The sequence below is a fragment of the Enterobacter chengduensis genome (genome assembly GCF_001984825.2).
In the GTDB taxonomy this organism is placed as follows: domain Bacteria; phylum Pseudomonadota; class Gammaproteobacteria; order Enterobacterales; family Enterobacteriaceae; genus Enterobacter; species Enterobacter chengduensis.
This window is the reverse complement of record NZ_CP043318.1, coordinates 1,528,001-1,550,762: the sequence shown is the minus strand read 5'-3', so window position 1 is coordinate 1,550,762 and position 22,762 is coordinate 1,528,001. Positions and strand designations below refer to the sequence as shown.

The following is a 22,762-nucleotide window of genomic DNA, read 5'->3' as shown; positions in this document are numbered from 1 at the left end:
TCCTCCGGACTGCGATGCGGGTCAAGCAGCGTTCCTTTTCTATAACTGCGCGTCATGCAAAACAGTGCTTCCAGATGCTAAAACGACACGTTACAACGCTGGGTGGCTCGGGATTGCAGGGTGTTCCGGAGACCTGGCGGCAGTATAGGCCGTTCACAAAATCATTACAATTAACCTACATACAGTTTGTCGGGTTTTCTCTGGAACAGTGATCGGGGTCACGATAACAACATCTTTTTAATTTTTAATCATCTGATTTGACAAATGTTAAACAATATTGTTACAAACGTCATCAGAAAAGGCATATAATGCGCAAAAGTTATGAGGTCTCTCTTTCACCTGACAAATAGTTATGTAACAGTGTGATGGTATTGACCGAAGTTATCAGGACAGTTATTAGTGATATACAGGTTTGAATAATTCGGACTGCAAAAACGCTGATTTGCTGTTGTTTCACTGATATTTCATTCGTTTACCTGCAAGGCGCCATAGCTCTGTACCCTGGTTTGTCCTCGTGAGCTGAGCGGTAAGCCAAATAACAATCTGGTAACGGTGATTAACAGCTGAAAGCAAATCCGGTAAAGCGCAGTCTTAAGCATAAGGCGCTAAGGAGACCGTAAATGGCTGATACAAAGGCAAAACTCACCCTCAACGGTGGTGATGCTATTGAACTGGATGTGCTAAAAGGCACGCTCGGTCAGGATGTTATTGATATCCGTACGCTGGGTTCTAAAGGTATGTTTACCTTTGACCCTGGATTCACCTCTACCGCATCTTGCGAATCCAAAATCACCTACATTGACGGTGACGAAGGTATCCTGCTCCATCGCGGCTTCCCCATCGATCAGTTAGCCACCGAATCCAACTATCTGGAAGTGTGCTACATCCTGCTGAACGGCGAAAAACCGACGCAGGCACAGTACGATGAATTCAAAACCACCGTGACCCGTCACACCATGATCCATGAGCAGATTACCCGTCTGTTCCATGCGTTCCGTCGTGACTCTCACCCAATGGCGGTGATGTGCGGGATTACCGGCGCGCTGGCGGCGTTCTACCACGACTCCCTTGACGTGAATAACCCGCGTCACCGTGACATCGCGGCGTTCCGCCTGCTGTCCAAAATGCCGACCATGGCGGCGATGTGCTACAAATATTCCATCGGCCAGCCGTTTGTGTATCCGCGCAACGACCTCTCCTACGCGGGTAACTTCCTGCGCATGATGTTCTCCACACCGTGCGAAGAGTACGAAGTGAACCCGGTGCTGGAACGCGCGATGGACCGTATTCTGATCCTCCACGCTGACCACGAGCAGAACGCCTCCACCTCTACCGTGCGTACCGCAGGCTCTTCAGGCGCGAACCCGTTCGCCTGTATCGCTGCGGGCATCGCCTCCCTGTGGGGACCGGCGCACGGCGGCGCGAACGAAGCGGCACTGAAGATGCTGGAAGAGATCAGCACCGTTGAGCACATTCCTGAGTTCGTGCGCCGCGCGAAAGACAAGAATGACTCCTTCCGCCTGATGGGCTTCGGTCACCGTGTTTATAAAAACTACGACCCGCGCGCCACCGTGATGCGTGAGACCTGCCACGAAGTGCTGAAAGAGCTGGGTACCAAAGATGACCTGCTGGAAGTGGCGATGGAGCTGGAACACATCGCGCTGAACGACCCGTACTTCATCGAGAAGAAGCTCTACCCGAACGTCGACTTCTACTCCGGTATCATCCTGAAAGCGATGGGTATTCCGTCCTCCATGTTCACCGTAATCTTCGCGATGGCCCGTACCGTAGGCTGGATTGCGCACTGGAACGAAATGCACAGCGAAGGCATGAAAATCGCCCGTCCTCGCCAGCTGTACACCGGCTACGAGCAGCGCGATTTTAAGTCTGACCTGAAGCGTTAAAAGAGGTTGGGCGCGTCCTGATGCCCTCACCCCGGCCCTCTCCCACAGGGAGAGGGTGAAAACCTTAAAACGGTAACCCTTGGGTTACCGTTTTACTTTTATTTCTGGCAGTGCGGGCACCAGTAAAAAGGTCTCGAAGAGAGCATCATCCTGTCAATAATCCCGCCGCACCGCTCGCACTTTTTCCCCGCCCGATGAAACACCTTGAACCGGAACAGCGCCCCGTGATGCCTGTTGTCATCCACCACGCCGCGCGTCGTGTAGGATAAACGCGGAACGTCCAGCAGCGCATGGGACAGCGCCTCCAGCCGTTCATCGCTGAGCTGCGAGGCTTTATGCTGCGGCGCCAGCCCGACTTCCCAGAGGATTTCCACCCGCAGGTAGTTGCCGAGCCCGGCCAGAAAGGCCTGGTCAAGAAACAGGCCGGAAAACTGTCGGTTGCGGAATTTAGGCGATAACAAGCGTGCTTTTACATCGCCCGCCGTCAGGCGCATGTCCAGCACGTCCGGTCCGACCCGCTGTAAGAACGGGTGAGTGAGCAGCTGCTCCGGCGTTAGCATTTCAATGTCCGACGCGCTGTAAAGCAGGATGGCTTTATCCGCCGTTTGCAGCCTGACGCGCAGCACGCGGGTGGTTTGCGGCTGTTCATCCGCCTCCACCACGCGCCAGACGCCGTAAAGCTGGTTATGGCTATATAACGTGAGGTTATGGGAAAAGTGCGTGAGCAACGCCTTGCCGCGCGTTTCAATGTGGGTCACCGTCTGCCCCACCAGCTGTGATTCAAACGGTTTTAGCTGAGGAAAAGCAAACCAGACACGCGTCAACGGTTTGCCCTTTATCGCCGCCTCCAGGCTATCCGCCGCGCGGCGGATCTCCGGACCTTCTGGCATGTTATTGTCCTTTCATGATTATTCTGCGCTAACGAGGATACCCTCTTCAGAGAACGCGGCCCGCAAGCGGCGTGCGAACTGAAGCGCATGCTCGCCGTCGCCGTGTAAACATACCGTATCGGCCTGAACGTTCGCTGAGGTTCCATCCACCGCGGTCACCCGCCCGGCGCGCACCATCTCCAGCGTTTGCGCCAGCGCTCTATCTTCATCGGTAATCAGCGCTCCAGCCTGAGCGCGCGGCACCAGGCTGCCGTCCGGCTGATATCCCCGGTCGGCAAAGACTTCCTGACGCGTCGTCAGCCCCAGCCGCTGTCCGGCTTGAATCAACTCGCTGCCTGCCAGCCCCACGAGGATCAGCTGCGGGTTGCAATCCCTCACCGCGCGGGCAATCGCCTCAGCCAGCGCCGGATCTTTTGCCGCCTGGTTGTAAAGCATCCCGTGCGGCTTCACGTGGCGCAGCACACCGCTCTCAGCGCGCACCATCGCTTCCAGCGCGCCGATCTGGTAAAGCACCTGAGCGTAGACCGTCTCAGGCGGCAGGTCCATCGCCGTGCGGCCAAAGTTTTCCCGGTCGGGGAAGCTCGGATGCGCGCCTATCGCGACGCCATTTTTAATGGCATGACGCACGCTCTCCAGCATGGTTTGCGCATCGCCCGCGTGAAAGCCGCAGGCGATGTTAACCGAGGTGACCAGCGTCATCAGCTCTGCGTCGGCGCCGCCGCCCTCGCCCAGGTCAGCGTTTAAATCAATCTTTACCATCAAGCCTCCACGCCAGCTGCTCCAGATAACGCTGCCGATCCTGGCGCGCCTTAAGCGCCTCCTCCAGCGAACACTGTACGAAGTGAATCGGCTGACCGAGGGGAATTTGCGCCAGATGGTAACGATCGGCTTCAATAATGCAGGCAATTCGCGGATAACCACCGGTAGTTTGCGCATCGTTCATCAGCACGATGGGCTGCCCGTTGCCCGGCACCTGAATGACGCCCGGCAGCAGGCCGTGGGAAAGCAGCTCCCGGTCCGTCGTGCGGGTCAGCGGCTGCCCCTGCAGGCGGTAGCCCATGCGGTTACTCTGTGGGCTGAGCTTCCACGGCGAGCGCCAGAAGGACTCTTTCGAAGCCTCGTCGAACTCATGGTATTCCGGCCCCGGTAAGGCACGGATCTGGTTTCCCCAGAGAAGCTGTTTCACCCCCTGAGCCGTCGAGAAGTGGCGCGATGAAGGCTTAATCGCCAGGCGATCGCCGTCGCGCAACAGGCGTCCTTCGTGACCGCCGATCCCGGCTTTTTGATCGGTACTGGATGAGCCCAGCACCTCCGGCACGTCAATGCCGCCCGCCACCGCGAGATAGCTACGCACGCCGTGCAAAGGGCGCTTTAAGGTCAGACGCTGTCCGGCTTTCGCCCGCAGCCGCCAGCCGGTCCAGACGGCTTTGCCATCCAGCGTGGCATCACAGCCTGCGCCGGTTAAGGCAAACCAGGTTTCCTGACCAAACTCAATGACGCACTGGCCGAGCGTAATTTCGAGCGCGGCCGTATTGCCGGGGTTACCCACCAGCACGTTAGCAATCTCCAGCGCGGGCCTGTCCAGCGCGCCGCAATAGCTCACGCCAGACTGGCGCATGCCAAAGCGCCCGGCATCCTGTACGGAGGTATAAAGCCCCGCGCGAATAAGCGTTAACATACCCCCTCCTTCTGCGGGATAAAGCGCAGGGTATCGCCCGGACGCAGGAGTATTGGCGACTCCAGCCCGGGTTCAAATAACGGCGTAGCGGTATGCCCAATCAGCTGCCAGCCGCCAGGCGACGTCAGCGGATAGACGCCGGTCTGCTCGCCGCCAATCGCCACCGTCCCGGCGGGTACGCTCAGCCGCGGTTCAGCGCGACGCGGCGTATGCAGCTGGGGTGATAATCCCCCCAGATACGGGAACCCGGGCTGGAAACCCAGGAACCAGACCACGTAATCAACAGAACTGTGCAATTCAACAACCTGCTTTTCCGTTAATCCGCAGTGGTCTGCCACCACGCCAAGATCCGGCCCCCCCGTCCCGCCGTAAACGACCGGGAGTTCGATGGTGCGCGATTCCGGCTCCAGCGCCTCGCTCTCTTCCCACCAGCGCTGCAAACGTTCGATAGCGTCCAGCGCCACGGTATGCGGGCTACGCAGCACCACCGTGATGTTATTCATCCCCGGAATGGCTTCAACCACCTCGGGCAGTTCGACCAGACGCTGGGTGAGCCGCCAGATACGCTTTTGCGTGGCAAGGGTTACCGGCGGTTCAAGCTCCAGAACCACTGCCGTTTCCCCCAGAAGATAACAACGCGCTCGCTGCACTCAGGCACCTCTCATCAGGCCGGGTTAGGGATATCAATAAAGGTCACGTCGAGATCGGTATTTTCCGTCAGCCATTCGCTGAGGGCGCGAATGCCGCCGCGCTCGGTGGCATGATGGCCGGCCGCGTAAAAATGCAGCCCCTGTTCACGCGCCGAATGAATGGTCTGCTCGGACACCTCGCCGGTGATAAAAGCATCGACGCCGAAACGCGCGGCGCTGTCGATAAAGCCCTGGCCGCCGCCGGTACACCAGGCAACACGCTTCACCGTATCCGGGCCGGTATCGCCGCTCCACAGCGGGCGACGCCCCAGGCGCGCTTCAATCCACGAGGCCAGCTCCAGGCCTGGCACCGGCATCGCCAGCTCGCCCCACGGCACCAGCGGCTCGATTTCGCCCATCACGGTAATCCCCAGAAGCTGCGCCAGCTGGACGTTGTTACCGAGTTCCGGGTGCGCATCCAGCGGCAGGTGGTAACCGTACAGGTTAATGTCATTTGCCAGCAGCGTTTTCAGGCGGTTGCGCTTCATGCCGCGAATAATCGGCGATTCGTTTTTCCAGAAATAGCCGTGATGGACAATCACCGCATCGGCCTCCTGGCGCACCGCTTCATCCAGCAATGCCTGACTTGCCGTCACGCCGGTGACGATTTTTTGCACCGCCTCACGGCCTTCCACCTGCAGGCCATTCGGACCGTAGTCGCTAAAGGCGCTGGTGTTCAGTTTTTCGTTGATCAGGCGTTCCAGTTCACTGTTTTTCATCTTTACTCTCTCACACTTTTCGGGCGGCTTCGTACGCCGCCAGCGTGGCGACGCGCGCCTGCTTATGGTCAACAATCGGACGAGGATAATCCAGCTTTACGCCCTGTTTATCCGCCCACGCCCAGGGGTCATGGATCGCTTTCGCCGGAACATTCCTGAGCGCGGGCAGCCAGCGGCGAATAAAGTCGCCGTCCGCATCAAATTTTTGCCCCTGCGTGGTCGGATTAAAAATCCGGAAATAGGGTGCCGCATCGGTGCCGGTCGAGGCCGCCCACTGCCATCCGCCGTTATTTGCCGCCAGATCGCCGTCGATCAGCTGAGAGATAAAATAGCGCTCCCCGACACGCCAGTCGATAAGCAGATCTTTCACCAGGAAGCTGGCGGTAATCATTCGCAGACGGTTGTGCATCCACCCCGTCTCATTGAGCTGACGCATCGCGGCATCCACAATCGGATACCCCGTTTCCCCTTTTTGCCAGGCCTGTAAAAGGGTCTCGTCGTGCTGCCATTTAACGTTATCGGTCCAGGGAATGAACGGACGATGCTTGCAGAGATCGGGATGAAACGTCATCAGATGGCGGTAGAACTCGCGCCAGATAAGCTCATTCAGCCAGACAGAACCGGTGCCCCCCTCCAGCGCCTGCGGCTGCTCGGCCAGCAGGCGGTGTAAACACTGACGCGGGGAGATTGCGCCCAGCGCCAGGCTCGCGGATAAGCGGCTCGTGCCTTCAATCCCCGGAAAATCCCTGCGCGCGTCGTACTCTCCCGCGCCCTGCTTGCAAAACTGGCGCAGCTTCGCAATAGCGGATTTCTCATCGGCAGGGAACAGAAGTTCATCGAACGCCTGTTGGGGATAGTTAAACGTTAATTCAGGGAGATCGGTGATGGCATCGCCGCGAGCGGCGGGCGCGGCCACGCACTCGGGCAGCGCCTCTTTCAGGCGTTTAACAAACGCATTTTTAAACGGCGTAAACACTTTGTACATTTCCTGACTGCCGGTCATGACGCTGCCCGGCGCCAGCATCACGCTGTCATCAAATCCTTCACAAACCACACCCTGCAGCAGCTTATCCAGCTGCCGGTCGCGTTGCTGCTCGTTGAATTCGTACTGATAGTTGTAAAACAGACGCGTGACGTTGTGCTGCTTGCAGATCTCCTGCACCGTCTGCAGCTGTGCGGAAAAATCACTCACCTCTTTATAGAGAAGCGGTATCCCCTTTCCGGCAAGCGAGTGCTGCAGATCGGTCAGATACGCACGCAGCAGGGCCGCCTGGCGGGGCGCCATGTCATGCTGTCGCCACTGCCCGGGCGTAGCCACAAACAGAGCCAGTACGTTAGCGCCTTTGGCGCGGCAGGCCGCCGCGAGTGCGATGTTGTCATGTACGCGCAGGTCCGCGCGAAACCAAACCAGATGGGTGGGCATAAAACTCCAGGCAGTTATCCATTATGTCCGTAAGGGCATGCCCTCAAAGGAAAAAGCATGCATTGAACTACTTTGCCATGAAGTGTAGACGGGATGAAATAAAAAAGGCCGCCCAGGGCGGCCTTAACGCTACTTGTCCTGCACTATCGTGTTAAATGCAACAAACCCCATCGGTTCATCACTTTTGACAACGAGTACGCTGGCGACAATGAACGCGATGCAAAAATAGCGTTTCATTATGCGGTCCCTGCTGCTAACCGCTCCACCGTTCACCACCGGTGATAAGTCGGTGGACACAAGCTCTGACGAGAGCCTGACTTACGGTTGTGGTCACGCCTTTCCCGGGACCGGTGCCCATGTGCGAGATGGCGGAAAGGGACGCTGCATAGTAGTTGGCCCTGGCGTAAAACGTAATCCACCGAAAAGGTTTTTAAGAATATATTTAGGGAGTTGCAGTTTGATTACTTAAGGACCCGAGATATTCTTATAAGCCTCTGACGAGAGCTTGAAGACTACCCAACGGACCGCGAATCCCGAGGGACAAAAAAACCGCCACATTGCTGTTGGCGGTTTTTTTATTGCTGCGTGTAGCCTTTCTTTTAGTAAAAATCGCAGGTCGCTTTCTCGGCCTGCTCCATCCACACCGGCTTCTCGCTGGTTTTCGCCCAGACGCGGTGCAGATAGCTGTAAAAACGGGCGCGATCTTTCCAGAACAGCATCACAGGCAGAGCCAGCACGCCAGCCACTACGGCGAAAGTGCGGCGCATGAACACGATATGAGCCGGAAACTCTTTATAAAGATCCATATTTTTCTCCCCTATAGTTGGCCGGAAACGTCATCCGGAAAATTCAAAATCTGTGACCTGGCTAAAATAATATCGCTTTGTTTGTAATTTTACTACTCATCCGACCACTTATTTTTGCCCGTTTAGGGAAAATTTACATTCACGCCGTAATTAAGTTACAAAAAAGTTAACGATTTACTTATCAATAGTTAAATTGTGGGCTTTGCCATTTTTATACTTTTTTTACACCCGCCCTTCCCATTTTTGCGAAATCTTTGCGCCATAAATCCTACCGTTAACACAACAACGAAAGTCACCCGGAGGTGGATTGTGAGTGCAGGTCTTATTGCCGGCATCGTGCTGGTGTTCCTGTTATTGGGTTATCTGGTTTATGCCCTGATTAATGCGGAGGCATTCTGATGGCTGCTCAGGCGTTTTTGCTTATTGCCAGTTTCTTAGTGGTGTTGTTTGTCCTGGCAAGGCCGCTGGGCTCGGGGCTGGCACGGCTAATCAATAACGTTCCCCTGCCCGGCACGGGAAGCGTTGAAAAAGGGATCTGGCGCGTCCTGGGCATCGACGATCGGGAGATGAACTGGCGCGACTATCTGATTGCCATTCTGCTGCTGAATATCGTTGGACTCATTGCGCTTTTTGCCATGCTGATGGTGCAGGGTATCCTGCCGCTGAATCCGCAGCAGTTACCGGGCCTGTCCTGGCATCTGGCGCTGAACACGGCGGTCAGCTTTGTCACCAACACCAACTGGCAGTCCTATTCCGGTGAAACCACGCTCAGCTACTTCAGCCAGATGGTCGGTTTAACCGTGCAGAACTTCCTCTCTGCCGCGAGCGGTATTGCGGTGATCTTCGCGCTGACGCGTGCGTTTGCGCGCCAGAACGTGAGCACGCTGGGTAACGCGTGGGTGGACCTGACGCGCATTACGCTGTGGATCCTGCTGCCGATTGCGCTGCTGATTGCGCTGTTCTTTATCCAGCAGGGCAGCCTGCAAAACCTGCTGCCTTATGCGCCTTATACCTCGCTGGAAGGAGCGAAACAGCTCCTGCCGATGGGGCCAGTGGCGTCGCAGGAAGCCATCAAGATGCTCGGCACCAACGGCGGCGGCTTCTTCAACGCCAACTCGTCGCACCCGTTTGAAAACCCAACCGCCCTGACCAATTTTGTGCAGATGCTGGCGATCTTCCTGATCCCCGCCGCGCTCTGCTTTGCCTTTGGTGACGTGGTGAACGATCGCCGTCAGGGGCGCACCCTGCTCTGGACCATGTCGCTTATCTTTGTGGTCTGCGTTGCGCTGGTGATGTGGGCCGAGTGGAACGGCAACAGCCATTTCATGCAGCTTGGGGCTAACAGCAATATCAACATGGAAGGCAAAGAGAGCCGCTTTGGCATTCTCGCCAGCAGCCTGTATGCGGTAGTGACCACGGCGGCGTCGTGCGGGGCGGTCAACGCCATGCATGATTCCTTTACGGCGCTGGGCGGCATGATCCCGATGTGGCTGATGCAGATTGGCGAGGTGGTGTTTGGCGGCGTGGGCTCGGGTCTGTACGGCATGCTGCTGTTCGTGCTGCTGGCGGTGTTTATTGCCGGTCTGATGATTGGCCGCACCCCGGAATATCTGGGTAAAAAAATCGACGTTCGCGAGATGAAGTTAACCGCGCTGGCGATTCTGGTCACCCCGGCTCTCGTGCTGCTCGGCACCGCGCTGGCGCTGATGACCGAGGCCGGACGCAGCGGCATCTTCAACCCCGGCATTCACGGCTTTAGTGAAGTGCTGTACGCCGTCTCTTCTGCCGCCAACAACAACGGCAGCGCCTTTGCAGGCTTAAGCGCCAACTCTCCGTTCTGGAACTGCCTGCTGGCGTTCTGCATGTTTGTGGGTCGCTTCGGGATCATTGTGCCGGTGATGGCGATCGCCGGATCGCTGGTGAATAAGAAAATTCAGCCGACCACCACAGGGACATTGCCGACCCACGGCGCGCTGTTTATCGGCCTGCTGACCGGCACCGTGTTGCTGGTCGGCGCCCTGACCTTTATCCCCGCCCTCGCGTTAGGCCCGGTCGCGGAATACCTCTCTTTACGCTGATTTTGCGGAGAAATTGTCATGAGTCGTAAACAACTGGCCCTGTTCGAACCGTCATTAGTTCGCCAGGCGCTCATGGATGCGGTGAAAAAGCTGAGCCCGCGCGTGCAGTGGCACAACCCGGTGATGTTCATTGTCTGGGCGGGAAGCGTCCTGACCACCGCCCTGGCGATTGCCATGGGAACGGGCCACATGCCGGGGAATGCGATGTTTACCGGCGCCATCAGCCTGTGGCTGTGGTTTACCGTGCTGTTCGCCAACTTTGCGGAAGCGCTGGCGGAAGGCCGGAGTAAAGCCCAGGCCAACAGCCTGAAAGGGGTGAAAAAGACCGCCTTCGCGCGCAAGCTACGTGAACCGAAATACGGTGCGCAGATGGACCACGTTCCGGCGGATGAACTGCGCAAAGGCGACGTGGTGCTGGTGGAAGCCGGTGACATCATCCCGTGCGATGGCGAAGTCATTGAAGGGGGTGCCTCGGTGGATGAGAGCGCCATCACCGGGGAATCCGCGCCGGTCATTCGTGAGTCCGGCGGCGATTTCGCCTCCGTGACGGGCGGGACGCGCATTCTCTCCGACTGGCTGGTGATCCAGTGCAGCGTTAACCCGGGGGAAACCTTCCTCGACCGGATGATCGCCATGGTGGAAGGCGCGCAGCGTCGTAAAACGCCGAACGAGATTGCCCTGACCATCCTGCTGGTGGCCCTGACCATTGTCTTCCTGCTGGCAACCGCGACCCTGTGGCCGTTCTCCGCCTATGGCGGCACCGCGGTCACCGTCACGGTGCTGGTGGCGCTGCTGGTTTGTCTGATCCCCACCACCATCGGCGGCCTGCTGTCGGCCATCGGCGTGGCCGGCATGAGCCGCATGCTCGGCGCCAACGTCATCGCCACCAGCGGGCGTGCCGTTGAAGCGGCGGGTGACGTCGACGTTCTGCTGCTCGATAAAACCGGGACCATTACCCTCGGTAACCGCCAGGCGTCGGATTTCTTACCCGCCCCGGGCGTGGATGAAAAAACGCTGGCCGATGCCGCTCAGCTCTCATCGCTTGCTGATGAAACGCCGGAAGGCCGCAGTATCGTGATCCTCGCCAAGCAGCGCTTTAACCTGCGCCAGCGCGACGTTCAGAGCCTGCACGCCACGTTTGTGCCCTTCACGGCGCAAACCCGCATGAGCGGCATTAACATTCAGGATCGCATGATCCGCAAAGGCTCGGTTGACGCGATCCGCCGCCACATTGAGGCCAACAACGGCCACTTCCCAGCGGAAGTGGACAGCCTGGTCGAAAGCGTGGCCCGTCAGGGGGCGACGCCGCTGGTGGTGGCCGAAGGCGCGCGCGTCCTCGGGGTGATTGCCCTGAAGGACATCGTCAAAGGCGGCATTAAGGAGCGCTTTGCCCAGCTGCGTAAGATGGGGATCAAAACGGTGATGATCACCGGGGATAACCGTCTGACCGCCGCCGCGATTGCCGCCGAGGCGGGCGTGGATGATTTTCTTTCCGAAGCCACGCCGGAAGCGAAGCTGGCATTGATTCGTCAGTACCAGGCGGAAGGGCGACTGGTGGCGATGACCGGTGACGGAACCAACGATGCCCCTGCCCTTGCACAGGCCGACGTGGCGGTGGCAATGAACTCCGGTACCCAGGCGGCAAAAGAGGCGGGCAACATGGTCGACCTCGACTCGAACCCGACCAAGCTGATTGAGGTAGTGCACATCGGCAAGCAGATGCTGATGACGCGCGGCTCGCTGACCACGTTCAGCATCGCCAACGACGTGGCGAAGTATTTCGCCATTATCCCGGCCGCGTTTGCTGCGACCTATCCGCAGTTGAATGCGCTGAACGTGATGCACCTGCACTCCCCGGCCTCGGCCATTCTCAGCGCGGTGATTTTTAACGCCCTGATTATTGTCTTCCTGATCCCGCTGGCGCTGAAGGGCGTGAGCTATAAACCGCTCACCGCCGCCGCCATGCTGCGCCGTAACCTGTGGATTTACGGTCTGGGCGGGCTGGTGGTGCCGTTCATCGGTATCAAGGTTATCGACCTGCTGCTGACGCTGTTTGGCCTGGTTTAAAAGGTGATTCAAATGACGATGTTACGTCCCGCTATACTTCTGTTTATTCTGCTGTCCCTCATTACCGGCGGGCTGTACCCGCTGGTCACCACCGCCCTGGGCCAGTGGTGGTTTAAGGATCGGGCCAACGGCTCGCTGATACTGCAAAACGGTGAAAACCGCGGCTCTCGCCTGATCGGCCAGAACTTTACGGATGCCCGCTACTTCCAGGGACGCCCTTCCGCCACTGCCGAAAGCCCGTATAATCCGATGGCATCCGGCGGCAGCAACCTGGCGGGCAGCAACCCTGAGCTGGATAAAGCCGTCGCCGAGCGCGTAGCGGCCCTGCGCGCCGCCAATCCGCAGGCCAGCCGTGAGGTTCCCGTAGAGCTGGTAACCGCCTCGGCCAGCGGGCTGGACTACAGCCTGACGCCTGCAGCCGTGGCCTGGCAGATCCCGCGCGTCGCTGCCGCCCGTCAGCTGACCGTCGAGCAGGTGAGCAGGCTTGTGGCAGAGCACACGCAAAAGCCGCTGGTCAGCTTTATCGGCATGCCCGTGGTAAATATTGTTGAGCTGAATCTGGCGCTGGACGCGCTAAGGAAAAACTAAATGACCGACGAGCCCATGCGCCCGGATCCGGACAGGCTGCTTGAACAAACGGCTGAAGCCCATCGCGGCAAACTGAAAATTTTCTTTGGCGCCTGCGCGGGCGTCGGGAAAACCTTCGCCATGCTGACGGAAGCCCAGCGGCTTCGGGCGCAGGGGCTCGATATTTTAATAGGCGTGGTTGAAACCCACGGCCGCAAAGAGACGGCGTCGCTGCTGAAGGGGCTGGCTACCCAGCCGCCCCGCCGCATCAGCCATCGCGGTCGGTTAGTTACCGAATTCGACCTCGATGCCGCCCTCGCCCGTCGTCCCGCCCTTATCCTGATGGACGAGCTGGCGCACAGCAATGCGCCAGGCTCGCGCCATCCCAAGCGCTGGCAGGATGTTGAAGAGTTACTCGAAGCCGGTATTGATGTTTTCACCACGGTGAACGTTCAGCATCTTGAGAGCCTGAACGACGTGGTGAGCGGCGTGACCGGCATTCAGGTGCGCGAGACGGTGCCCGATCCCTTCTTTGATTCCGCAGACGAGGTGGTGCTGGTCGACCTGCCGCCGGATGATTTACGCCAGCGCCTGCATGAAGGCAAAGTCTACATCGCAGGCCAGGCCGAACGCGCCATCGAACATTTCTTCCGCAAAGGCAACCTGATTGCCCTGCGCGAACTGGCCCTGCGCCGTACTGCCGATCGCGTTGACGATCAGATGCGCGCCTGGCGTGACCTGCAGGGCCAGGAACGCGTCTGGCATACGCGAGATGCCATCCTGCTGTGCGTGGGTCACGGCAGCGGCAACGAAAAGCTTGTTCGCACCGCCGCGCGCCTGGCGGCAAAATTTGGCAGCGTCTGGCATGCGGTGTATGTCGAAACGCCGCAGCTCCACGCCCTGCCCGAAAACCAGCGTCGTGCTATCCTGAGTTCGCTGCGCCTGGCGCAGGAGCTGGGTGCCGAAACCGCCACCCTTTCCGATCCGCAGGAAGATAAAGCCATTCTGCGCTACGCCCGCGAGCACAATCTGGGGAAAATCGTGATTGGCCGTCGCCAGCATCGCCGCTGGTTTAGCCGCGAATCCTTTGCCGACAAGCTGGCCCGCCGCGCGCCGGATCTGGACCTGGTGATCGTGGCGCTGGATGATAAACCCACGCCCCTTCCCAGCCGCGCCCCGGACAGCCGTACTTTTGGTGACAGGTGGCGCATTCAGCTTCGCGGCTGTCTTGTCGCCGTCGTGCTCTGCGCCCTGATAACCGTGATTGCCAGCCAGTGGCTGATTGCCTTTGATGCCGCCAACCTGGTGATGATCTACCTCCTGGGCGTGGTGGTGGTGGCGCTCTTTTACGGGCGCTGGCCGTCGGTGCTGGCGACGGTGATAAACGTCATCAGCTTCGATCTCTTCTTTATTGCCCCCCGGGGGACGCTCGCCGTCTCGGACGTGCAGTACATTCTCACCTTTGCGGTGATGCTTACCGTCGGCCTGGTGATCGGGAACCTGACGGCGGGCGTGCGCTATCAGGCGCGCATCGCCCGCTATCGCGAACAGCGCACGCGCCATCTCTATGAGATGTCAAAATCGCTGGCGGTGGGCCGCACGCCGCTGGATATTGTGCAGACCAGCGAGCAGTTTATTCGCTCAACGTTTCATGCCAGCAACCTGATTTTGCTCCCGGACGAACACGGCAAGCTGCGCCCGCTGACCTCAGCCTCGGGCATGACGCCCTGGGACGAAGCCATCGCGCGCTGGAGCTTTGATAAAGGGCTACCGGCGGGCGCAGGTACCGACACCCTGCCCGGCGTGCCCTATCAAATTCTGCCGCTGCGCAGCGCCGATAAAAATCAGGGGCTGGTGATTGTTGAGCCTTCCAACCTGCGCCAGCTGATGATCCCCGAGCAGCAGCGGCTGCTGGAGACCTTTACGCTGCTGGTTGCCAGCGCGCTGGAGCGGCTGGCCCTCACCGCCAGCGAAGAACAGGCCCGGCTGGCAAGCGAACGTGAAAGCATCCGTAACTCGCTGCTGGCGGCGCTGTCGCACGATCTGCGAACCCCGCTCACCGTCCTGTTCGGTCAGTCAGAAATCCTGACGCTGGACCTGGCGGCGGAAGGCTCTAAACACGCCCTTCAGGCCAGCGAGATCCGCCAGCACGTGCTGAATACCACCCGTCTGGTAAATAACCTGCTCGATATGGCGCGTATCCAGTCGGGCGGTTTTAACCTCAAAAAAGAGTGGCTCACGCTGGAAGAGGTGGTAGGCAGCGCCCTGAAAATGCTGGAGCCCGGCCTCGGTGGGCGACATATCGCCCTGAACATGCCCGAGCCCCTGACGTTAATTCACGTCGATGGTCCCCTGTTTGAACGGGTGCTGATCAACCTGCTGGAAAATGCCGGCAAATATGCGGGCGCCCGTGCCCAAATTGGTGTGGATGCGACGGTGGACGATAGCACGCTTCATCTTGACGTCTGGGATACCGGCCCGGGGATTCCTGCCGGACAGGAGCTGGCTATTTTCGAAAAATTCGCGCGCGGCAATAAGGAGTCCGCCATTCCGGGCGTGGGCCTCGGGCTGGCCATTTGCCAGGCGATCGTTGACGTTCACGGGGGCACCATTTCCGCAGAGAATCGTCCGGAAGGCGGGGCGCGTTTTTGTGTTACACTTCCTCTGGAAACCCCGCCAGAACTTAATGAATTACCAGAGGATTTGTGATCAACGTTCTGATTGTTGAAGATGAGATTGCCATTAGCCGCTTTCTGCGCGCTGCGCTGGAAGGTGACGGTCTGCGCGTCCACGATGCGGGTACGCTTCAACGGGGCTTAATTGAAGCTGCCACCCGCAAGCCGGACCTGGTGATCCTCGATCTGGGTCTGCCTGACGGGGACGGCATCGATTTTATTCGTGAGGTTCGTCAGTGGAGCCAGATGCCAATTCTGGTGCTCTCCGCCCGTACGGAAGAGACGGATAAAATCGCCGCGCTGGATGCCGGTGCGGATGATTATCTGATCAAGCCTTTTGGTATCGGCGAATTGCAGGCCCGCCTTCGCGTGGCGCTGCGTCGCCACAGCGCCACCACGCCAGCCGACCCAACCTACACGTTTGGGGATATCCGGGTTGACCTGGCCGCGCGACGCATTGTGCGCGGCGATGAGGAGATTCATCTCACGCCAATCGAGTTTCGCCTGCTCGCCGTGCTGCTCAATAACCACGGCAAGGTTCTCACCCAACGCCAGCTGTTAAGTCAGGTGTGGGGGCCAAACGCAGTGGAACATAGTCATTATTTACGCATATATATGGGGCATCTCCGCCAGAAGCTCGAAATCGACCCCGCGCGCCCTCGCCATTTATTAACTGAAACCGGTATCGGTTATCGGTTTATGCTTTGAATAACTATTCAACTTATTTTTAAATAACACCAAATTATCCCGGAGAATATCTCATAAATATCTCTCTCGTTATTTTTCGGGTTATTTATGCCCACATAAAACATTGGCAACACATCCTGTTAACCCAATCTCAACAAATCAGCATTTTGATCTGCGTTATTCATCAAAAACGACTAATTATTTCTGAAACGATCGGTTAACGGTGATCTCCTTCACAGTTAATCACGTTTTCCTGGATAAAATGACCGTGCTTTCAATTACTGAAAGGAAAATGAAACATGGAAAACAACAATCGCTTAATGCCCCATATAAGGCGGACAACGCATATCATGATGTTTGCCCACCGTAACTGCTTTGACTTTCATCTCTTTAATGCCCGGTAGTCCTTCGACTTCTGGCGCACTCGCTTACAGGTTATCAATAAACACCTTATTTTACAGGCCATTGCCTGTGAACCCGTGCGCTCATTCACTTTGATTCAGACTTATCCGCACCGGGCGGACTGAATTTCAATCATCAAAAAAGCAATTCACTGATTTTAATCAGCGGCCATCCTTTGCTTTTTTTCCGGAAAATTATCGATTTCTTTCTCGTAAGAAATCGAGGGACGCTTATTACCTAAAATAAAGAGAGAAAGATGAAAAATTTAAAAATCGCAGCCAGCCGCGCGTGTCCGGACTGCTTCACTACCCAGCGTGAACTGGTCGATGTCCGCGCTTCGGATTATATCGATGTTGCCGCCATTGTTCTGGCGGTCACGGATATTACCAGCGGCATCCTGGACGAAATAGAAGCCACCGGTTTTGGCATTCCTGTTTTTGTCGCGACGCATAAAGAAGAGTTCATCCCGGCAGACTATTTATCGCGCATTCATGGCGTATTTGAGTATTCAGACACCGGCAGCAACTTTTATGGACGCCAGCTGGAAGCGGCAGCCCAGAAGTATGAAACCCAGCTGCGGCCGCCGTTTTTCCGCGCCCTGGTCGACTACGTTAAGCAGGGCAACAGCGCCTTTGACTGTCCGGGGCATCAGGGCGGCCAGTTCTTCCGCCGTCATCCTGCCGGTAATCAGTTTGTCGATTTCTTTGGCGAGACGCTTTTCCGCTCCGATCTGTGTAACGCCGACGTGGCGATGGGGGATCTGCTGATCCATGAGGGCGCGCCGTGCATTGCGCAGCAGCATGCGGCGAAGGTTTTTAACGCCGATAAGACCTACTTCGTGCTGAACGGCACCTCGTCGTCCAACAAAGTGGTATTAAACGCCCTGCTCACCCCGGGCGACCTGGTGCTGTTCGACCGTAACAACCACAAATCTAACCATCACGGTGCCCTCCTCCAGGCAGGCGCAACGCCGGTCTATCTGGAAACCGCGCGCAACCCGTACGGCTTTATTGGCGGCATTGATGCCCACTGCTTTGAAGAAAATTATCTGCGCGAGCGGGTTGCAGAGGTGGCGCCTGGCCGTGCACGCGACGCGCGCCCGTTCCGCCTGGCGGTGATCCAGCTGGGCACCTACGATGGCACCATCTATAACGCCCGTCAGGTGGTGGATAAGATTGGGCATCTGTGCGATTACATCCTGTTCGACTCCGCCTGGGTGGGTTACGAGCAGTTTATTCCGATGATGGCCGACTGCTCGCCGCTGCTGCTGGAGCTGAACGAAAACGACCCGGGGATCCTGGTGACCCAGTCCGTTCACAAACAGCAGGCCGGCTTCTCGCAGACCTCGCAAATCCATAAGAAAGACAGCCACATCAAAGGGCAGCCGCGCTATGTCCCGCACAAGCGGCTGAACAACGCCTTTATGATGCACGCCTCCACCAGCCCGTTTTATCCGCTGTTCGCCGCGCTGGACATCAACGCCCGTATGCACGAAGGCCAGAGCGGCCGCAACATGTGGATGGACTGCGTGGTTAACGGTATCGAAGCGCGCAAGCTGATCCTGGAGAACTGCCGGTATCTGCGCCCCTTCGTGCCGGAAACGGTAGATGGCCGTCCGTGGGAAAGCTGGGACACGGCGGAAATTGCGACCGAGCTGCGCTTCTTCCACTTCGTACCGGGTGAAAACTGGCACGCTTTCGAAGGCTACGCCGAGCATCAGTATTTTATCGACCCGTGCAAGCTCCTGCTGACCACGCCGGGCATTAACGCCCGCACCGGGGAGTATGACGACTTCGGCGTGCCCGCCACCATCCTCGCCAACTTCCTGCGTGAAAACGGCATCGTGCCGGAAAAATGCGATCTCAACTCGATCCTGTTCCTGCTCACCCCTGCCGAAGATATGGGCAAACTGCAGCAGCTGGTGGCGCAGCTGGTGCGCTTCGAAAAACTGCTTGAGAGCGACGCTCCCCTGAAAGAGGTCCTGCCCTCTCTCTACAAACAGCATCCGGACCGTTACGCGGACTATACCCTGCGCCAGATCTGCCAGGAGATGCATGACCTGTACGCCCGCCACAACGTGAAGCAGCTGCAGAAAGAGATGTTCCGCAAGTCTCACTTCCCGCGCGTGATGATGAACCCGCAGGACGCGAACTACGCCTACCTGCGCGGTGAGGTTGAACTCGTCTCCCTGCGCGACGCGGAAGGCCGCATCGCCGCCGAAGGCGCCCTGCCCTATCCGCCGGGGGTGCTGTGCGTGGTCCCGGGCGAAGTCTGGGGCGGCTCCGTGCTGCGCTACTTTACCGCGCTGGAAGAAGGCATCAACCTGCTGCCGGGCTTTGCGCCAGAGCTGCAGGGCGTGTACGTCGAAGAGTGTGAGGGGCGCAAACAGGTTCGCTGCAACGTCATTAAACAACCCGCCGCTCGGCCCGCGCTGCTGAAAGGAGAGACAGTATGAGTAAGTCTAACAAGATGGGCGTGGTGCAGCTGACCATCCTCACCATGGTCAACATGATGGGGTCCGGGATCATCATGCTGCCCACCAAGCTGGCCGAAGTGGGCACCATTTCGATTATCTCCTGGCTGGTGACGGCTGTGGGGTCAATGGCGCTGGCGTGGGCGTTTGCCAAGTGCGGCATGTTCAGCCGCAAGTCCGGCGGGATGGGTGGCTATGCCGAATACGCCTTTGGCAAGTCGGGCAACTTTATGGCCAACTATACCTACGGCGTGTCGCTGCTGATCGCCAACGTGGCGATTGCCATCTCCGCCGTGGGCTACGGGACGGAGCTGTTTGGCGCGACGCTCAGCCCGGTCCAGATTGGGCTGGCGACCATCGGGGTGCTGTGGATCTGCACCGTGGCTAACTTTGGCGGCGCGCGTATCACCGGACAGCTCAGCAGCATCACCGTCTGGGGCGTGATTATTCCGGTTGTCGGCCTGTGCGTCATCGGCTGGTTCTGGTTCAGCCCGACCCTGTACGCCAACTCCTGGAACCCGCACCATGTGCCGTTCTTTACCGCGGTCGGCTCTTCTATCGCCATGACGCTCTGGGCCTTCCTGGGTCTGGAATCGGCCTGCGCGAACGCGGAAGTGGTAGAAAACCCTGAGAAGAACGTGCCGATTGCGGTCCTCGGCGGCACGCTCGGCGCGGCGGCGATCTATATCGTCTCGACGAACGTGATTGCGGGCATCGTGCCGAATATGGATCTGGCTAACTCCACGGCGCCGTTCGGGCTGGCCTTCGCCCAGATGTTCACCCCGGAAGTGGGGAAAGTGATTATGGGCCTGATGGTGATGTCCTGCTGCGGTTCGCTTCTCGGCTGGCAGTTCACCATCGCGCAGGTGTTTAAATCCTCGGCTGACGAAGGCTACTTCCCGAAAATCTTCTCCCGCGTGACCAAAGCGGATGCGCCGGTGCAGGGCATGCTGGCGATCGTGATTTTCCAGAGCGGATTGTCGCTGATGACCATCAGCCCGTCGCTGAACAGCCAGTTCAACGTGCTGGTCAACCTGGCGGTGGTGACGAACATCATTCCGTACATTCTGTCGATGGCCGCGCTGGTGATTATTCAGAAGGTCGCGAAGGTGGATCCGGGCAAAGCGAGAGTGGCGAATATCGTGGCGCTGATTGGGGCAATCTACAGCTTCTACGCGCTCTACTCGTCCGGCGAGGAAGCGATGCTCTACGGCGCGATGGTGACCTTTATGGGCTGGACGCTGTACGGTCTGGTGTCACCGCGGTTTGAGTTGAAGAACAAACATAGTTAGGTCAAAGCAAAACGGCAACCCGAGGGTTGCCGTTTTTAATGTTTTCTCCCTCTCCCCGTGGGAGAGGGCCGGGGTGAGGGCATCAGCCCGCACCAAACACCACTTACGCGTTTTTCAGCACTTCGCTGACAATCTCTACCGCTTCTTTCTCAATCTGCTGGCGATGCTCAGCGCCGAGGAAGCTTTCGCAATAGATTTTATACGCGTCTTCCGTACCGGACGGACGCGCGGCGAACCAGCCGTTGTCGGTCATCACTTTCAGACCGCCGATGGAGGCGCCGTTGCCCGGTGCCGCCGTCAGACGCGCGGTGATCGGGTCGCCTGCCAGAGTGCTTGCGCTGACCATCTCCGGAGAGAGTTTAGACAGGGCCGCTTTCTGGGCTGAGGTCGCGCTGGCCTGGATACGGTTGTAGCTTGGCGCACCGAAGCGTGCCGCCAGGTCATTGTAATGTTCCTGCGGGTTTTTACCGGTGACCGCGGTGATTTCCGCCGCCAGCAGGCACATGATGATGCCGTCTTTATCGGTTGACCATGGCGTGCCGTCGAAGCGCAGGAAGGATGCCCCGGCGCTCTCTTCGCCACCAAAACCAAAGCTGCCGTCGTGCAGACCGTCAACGAACCATTTGAAGCCCACCGGCACTTCCACCAGCTTGCGGCCCAGCGCGTCAACCACGCGGTCGATCATCGCGGAGGAAACCAGCGTTTTACCGACGGCCACCTCTTTGCCCCACTGCGGACGATGCTGGAACAGGTAGTTGATCGCCACGGCCAGATAATGGTTCGGGTTCATCAGCCCGGCAGGGGTGACGATGCCGTGACGGTCATAATCCGGGTCGTTCGCAAACGCCAGGTCGAATTTATCGCGCAGCGCCAGCAGGCCCGCCATCGCGCACTCGGAGGAGCAGTCCATGCGGATCGCGCCGTCTTTGTCCAGATGCATAAAGCGGAAGGTCTGATCGACGTGATCGTTCACGATGGTCAGATCCAGCTTGTAGTGCTCGGCGATGCGCTTCCAGTATTCGATACCGGAGCCGCCCAGCGGATCCACGCCCAGCTTCAGGCCGGCTTTCTGGATTGCCGCCATATCGACGATATCCGCCAGCCCTTCCACGAACGGCTGAACCAGATCCTGCTCTTTCACGTGGCCCGACGCCATGGCCGCATCCAGAGAAATGCGGTTCACGCCTTTCAAACCATCAGCCAGAAGCGCGTTCGCACGATCTTCCACCACTTTGGTGACGTTGGTGTCTGCCGGACCGCCGTTAGGCGGATTGTATTTGATACCACCGTCTTCCGGCGGGTTGTGGGATGGCGTGATAACGATACCGTCAGCCAGCGCGCCACCTTTTTTGTTGTGCACCAGGATGGCGTTAGAGACCGCAGGCGTTGGGGTGAAGCCGTTGTTCTCCTGAACAATCACGTCGACACCGTTTGCCGCCAGCACTTCCAGCACGGAGATGAACGCCGGTTCAGACAGCGCATGGGTGTCTTTCCCCACGTAGCACGGACCGGTAACGCCGTTTTTAGCGCGCTCTTCCGCAATGGCCTGAGCAATGGCCAGAATGTGCGGTTCGTTAAAGCTATGGCGTGCCGCGCTGCCGCGGTGGCCGGATGTACCAAACTTCACTGCGTGTTCTGCGTTGCCCACGACCGGTTTCAGCACGTAATACTGCGCGGTCAGCTGAGCGACGTTAATCAAATCGCTTTGTTGTGCAGGTTGGCCTGCACGGCTGTGATTTGCCATTACCGGGTCCTTCTGATGCAAGGGTTAAATTGTACCGCAAACCTTTTCAATCAATTCCGCAGGGAACTGCATGGACTGCATGATGTGTTCAATCATGCTGCACTTGCGGCCCGTGTTGGTATTGGTGATCACCCAGTATGGGGTGCCAGGGACATGTTTAGGTTTGGTTTGGTTGCCATTTTGCAGCAGCGTCTGCTCGTCGCCCGCGAAATAGACGCGGGTACGGCCGTGCAGCGACTCGGTCGCCTCAGCAAACGCTTTGTTATCCAGGGAATAAAGTGTAGACAGCACCAGCATAAAACGGTTAACCGCCTTTTTCTGCTCAGCGTATTCGTCGGAGAGCAGCAGTTCGCGCACCGCGCGGACTTTATCTTTTACCGGCGTCACGGCAGGTTTTGCTTGTGCAACAACGCTCGGCTGAGACACGACATCTTTGGTGACTGGGGTAGCAGGCTGTGAAGCGGCGGAAATTTTAAGCATGCGCCGTAAAATGTCGGACGCGCTCTCCCCGATATGCCGCGTCTGGCTGGCAATATACTGATAGAGTTCGTCATCAACTTCGATTGTTTTCATCTTAATCCAGTGCGATATCTTATCTGAATACAAGTCATTGGGATTATAAGGTCAAATCCCAACAGCGGATAGCGTCAAACCAGGTTGGCGGCAAA

The 22,762-nt window shown here is 58.0% G+C and carries 19 protein-coding genes; 10 read left to right on the top strand and 9 right to left on the bottom strand.

Annotated elements, in window-relative coordinates; all coding sequences use genetic code 11:
• Positions 1-620: 620 nt before the first annotated feature.
• Positions 621-1,904, top strand: coding sequence for a citrate synthase (locus FY206_RS07655; protein ID WP_020684964.1), 1,284 nt, complete (start codon positions 621-623; stop codon positions 1,902-1,904).
• A 98-nt stretch (positions 1,905-2,002) separates the two neighbouring features.
• On the opposite strand, the gene nei is transcribed toward FY206_RS07655, so the two are convergent.
• The 7 genes from nei to FY206_RS07620 form a co-directional block, all read right to left on the bottom strand.
• Positions 2,003-2,794, bottom strand: a complete 792-nt coding sequence (gene nei, locus FY206_RS07650) for an endonuclease VIII (RefSeq protein WP_032638914.1) — start codon at positions 2,792-2,794, stop codon at positions 2,003-2,005.
• A gap of 18 nt (positions 2,795-2,812) precedes the next feature.
• On the bottom strand, positions 2,813-3,553 hold the full coding sequence (gene pxpA / locus FY206_RS07645) for a 5-oxoprolinase subunit PxpA (protein WP_032638912.1): 741 nt from the start codon (positions 3,551-3,553) through the stop codon (positions 2,813-2,815).
• Positions 3,540-4,472 (bottom strand): 5-oxoprolinase subunit PxpC, encoded by a 933-nt coding sequence (gene pxpC, locus FY206_RS07640; protein WP_032638910.1) that lies wholly within the window; start codon positions 4,470-4,472, stop codon positions 3,540-3,542. The genes pxpA and pxpC overlap by 14 nt, the downstream gene beginning before the upstream one ends.
• Positions 4,466-5,122 carry a 5-oxoprolinase subunit PxpB gene (gene pxpB / locus FY206_RS07635; protein ID WP_032638908.1) on the bottom strand — a complete coding sequence of 219 codons (657 nt, stop codon included), beginning with the start codon at positions 5,120-5,122 and terminating at the stop codon, positions 4,466-4,468. Before pxpB ends, pxpC begins: the two co-directional genes overlap by 7 nt.
• Positions 5,123-5,136: 14 nt before the next feature.
• Positions 5,137-5,880, bottom strand: a complete 744-nt coding sequence (locus FY206_RS07630) for a type 2 GTP cyclohydrolase I (RefSeq protein ID WP_032638907.1) — start codon at positions 5,878-5,880, stop codon at positions 5,137-5,139.
• Positions 5,881-5,890: 10 nt separating this feature from the next.
• Entirely contained in the window at positions 5,891-7,303 is a 1,413-nt protein-coding gene (gene phrB / locus FY206_RS07625; protein ID WP_045890476.1) for a deoxyribodipyrimidine photo-lyase, read from the bottom strand.
• 599 nt (positions 7,304-7,902) lie between these two features.
• A complete protein-coding gene (locus FY206_RS07620) occupies positions 7,903-8,109 on the bottom strand; it encodes a YbfA family protein (protein ID WP_032638903.1) in 207 nt (68 codons plus the stop codon).
• A 309-nt stretch (positions 8,110-8,418) separates the two neighbouring features.
• Here FY206_RS07620 and kdpF point away from each other — a divergent pair, with 309 nt between their 5' ends.
• The 9 genes from kdpF to potE all read left to right on the top strand — a co-directional run bounded on the left by kdpF (position 8,419) and on the right by potE (position 20,350).
• Positions 8,419-8,508, top strand: coding sequence for a K(+)-transporting ATPase subunit F (gene kdpF, locus FY206_RS07615; RefSeq protein WP_014069365.1), 90 nt, complete (start codon positions 8,419-8,421; stop codon positions 8,506-8,508).
• On the top strand, positions 8,508-10,187 hold the full coding sequence (gene kdpA / locus FY206_RS07610) for a potassium-transporting ATPase subunit KdpA (RefSeq protein WP_032638899.1): 1,680 nt from the start codon (positions 8,508-8,510) through the stop codon (positions 10,185-10,187). The genes kdpF and kdpA overlap by 1 nt, the downstream gene beginning before the upstream one ends.
• Before the next feature lie 18 nt (positions 10,188-10,205).
• Positions 10,206-12,254, top strand: a complete 2,049-nt coding sequence (gene kdpB, locus FY206_RS07605) for a potassium-transporting ATPase subunit KdpB (protein ID WP_032638897.1) — start codon at positions 10,206-10,208, stop codon at positions 12,252-12,254.
• 12 nt (positions 12,255-12,266) lie between these two features.
• A complete protein-coding gene (kdpC, locus tag FY206_RS07600; protein WP_032638895.1) occupies positions 12,267-12,842 on the top strand; it encodes a potassium-transporting ATPase subunit KdpC in 576 nt (191 codons plus the stop codon).
• On the top strand, positions 12,843-15,530 hold the full coding sequence (gene kdpD / locus FY206_RS07595; protein ID WP_032638894.1) for a two-component system sensor histidine kinase KdpD: 2,688 nt from the start codon (positions 12,843-12,845) through the stop codon (positions 15,528-15,530).
• Positions 15,527-16,204 carry a two-component system response regulator KdpE gene (gene kdpE / locus FY206_RS07590; protein WP_032638892.1) on the top strand — a complete coding sequence of 226 codons (678 nt, stop codon included), beginning with the start codon at positions 15,527-15,529 and terminating at the stop codon, positions 16,202-16,204. Before kdpD ends, kdpE begins: the two co-directional genes overlap by 4 nt.
• A 278-nt stretch (positions 16,205-16,482) precedes the next feature.
• A complete protein-coding gene (speFL, locus tag FY206_RS07585) occupies positions 16,483-16,587 on the top strand; it encodes a leader peptide SpeFL (RefSeq protein ID WP_003858645.1) in 105 nt (34 codons plus the stop codon).
• 254 nt (positions 16,588-16,841) lie between these two features.
• Positions 16,842-19,040: an ornithine decarboxylase SpeF gene (gene speF / locus FY206_RS07580; RefSeq protein WP_032638890.1), complete on the top strand. Its 2,199-nt coding sequence runs from the start codon at positions 16,842-16,844 to the stop codon at positions 19,038-19,040.
• The gene (gene potE / locus FY206_RS07575) at positions 19,037-20,350 is read left to right on the top strand and encodes a putrescine-ornithine antiporter (RefSeq protein ID WP_032638889.1); all 1,314 of its coding nucleotides are present in this window, start codon (positions 19,037-19,039) and stop codon (positions 20,348-20,350) included. The genes speF and potE overlap by 4 nt, the downstream gene beginning before the upstream one ends.
• Positions 20,351-20,453: 103 nt before the next feature.
• On the opposite strand, the gene pgm is transcribed toward potE, so the two are convergent.
• Both pgm and seqA read right to left on the bottom strand, forming a co-directional pair.
• Positions 20,454-22,094, bottom strand: a complete 1,641-nt coding sequence (pgm, locus tag FY206_RS07570) for a phosphoglucomutase (alpha-D-glucose-1,6-bisphosphate-dependent) (protein WP_045890473.1) — start codon at positions 22,092-22,094, stop codon at positions 20,454-20,456.
• A 24-nt stretch (positions 22,095-22,118) separates the two neighbouring features.
• A complete protein-coding gene (gene seqA, locus FY206_RS07565; RefSeq protein WP_032638886.1) occupies positions 22,119-22,667 on the bottom strand; it encodes a replication initiation negative regulator SeqA in 549 nt (182 codons plus the stop codon).
• Between the last annotated feature and the right edge of the window lie 95 nt (positions 22,668-22,762).

What these genes read in the sequence shown, in the direction of transcription:
- kdpD (WP_032638894.1), top strand. Translation starts at nt 12,843, where the DNA reads ATGACCGACGAGCCCATGCGCCCGGATCCGGACAGGCTGCTTGAACAA.
- phrB (WP_045890476.1), bottom strand. Translation starts at nt 7,303, where the DNA reads ATGCCCACCCATCTGGTTTGGTTTCGCGCGGACCTGCGCGTACATGAC.
- pxpA (WP_032638912.1), bottom strand. Translation starts at nt 3,553, where the DNA reads ATGGTAAAGATTGATTTAAACGCTGACCTGGGCGAGGGCGGCGGCGCC.
- kdpA (WP_032638899.1), top strand. Translation starts at nt 8,508, where the DNA reads ATGGCTGCTCAGGCGTTTTTGCTTATTGCCAGTTTCTTAGTGGTGTTG.
- pxpC (WP_032638910.1), bottom strand. Translation starts at nt 4,472, where the DNA reads ATGTTAACGCTTATTCGCGCGGGGCTTTATACCTCCGTACAGGATGCC.
- FY206_RS07655 (WP_020684964.1), top strand. Translation starts at nt 621, where the DNA reads ATGGCTGATACAAAGGCAAAACTCACCCTCAACGGTGGTGATGCTATT.
- kdpB (WP_032638897.1), top strand. Translation starts at nt 10,206, where the DNA reads ATGAGTCGTAAACAACTGGCCCTGTTCGAACCGTCATTAGTTCGCCAG.
- potE (WP_032638889.1), top strand. Translation starts at nt 19,037, where the DNA reads ATGAGTAAGTCTAACAAGATGGGCGTGGTGCAGCTGACCATCCTCACC.
- FY206_RS07620 (WP_032638903.1), bottom strand. Translation starts at nt 8,109, where the DNA reads ATGGATCTTTATAAAGAGTTTCCGGCTCATATCGTGTTCATGCGCCGC.
- FY206_RS07630 (WP_032638907.1), bottom strand. Translation starts at nt 5,880, where the DNA reads ATGAAAAACAGTGAACTGGAACGCCTGATCAACGAAAAACTGAACACC.
- kdpC (WP_032638895.1), top strand. Translation starts at nt 12,267, where the DNA reads ATGACGATGTTACGTCCCGCTATACTTCTGTTTATTCTGCTGTCCCTC.
- speF (WP_032638890.1), top strand. Translation starts at nt 16,842, where the DNA reads ATGAAAAATTTAAAAATCGCAGCCAGCCGCGCGTGTCCGGACTGCTTC.
- speFL (WP_003858645.1), top strand. Translation starts at nt 16,483, where the DNA reads ATGGAAAACAACAATCGCTTAATGCCCCATATAAGGCGGACAACGCAT.
- nei (WP_032638914.1), bottom strand. Translation starts at nt 2,794, where the DNA reads ATGCCAGAAGGTCCGGAGATCCGCCGCGCGGCGGATAGCCTGGAGGCG.
- seqA (WP_032638886.1), bottom strand. Translation starts at nt 22,667, where the DNA reads ATGAAAACAATCGAAGTTGATGACGAACTCTATCAGTATATTGCCAGC.
- pgm (WP_045890473.1), bottom strand. Translation starts at nt 22,094, where the DNA reads ATGGCAAATCACAGCCGTGCAGGCCAACCTGCACAACAAAGCGATTTG.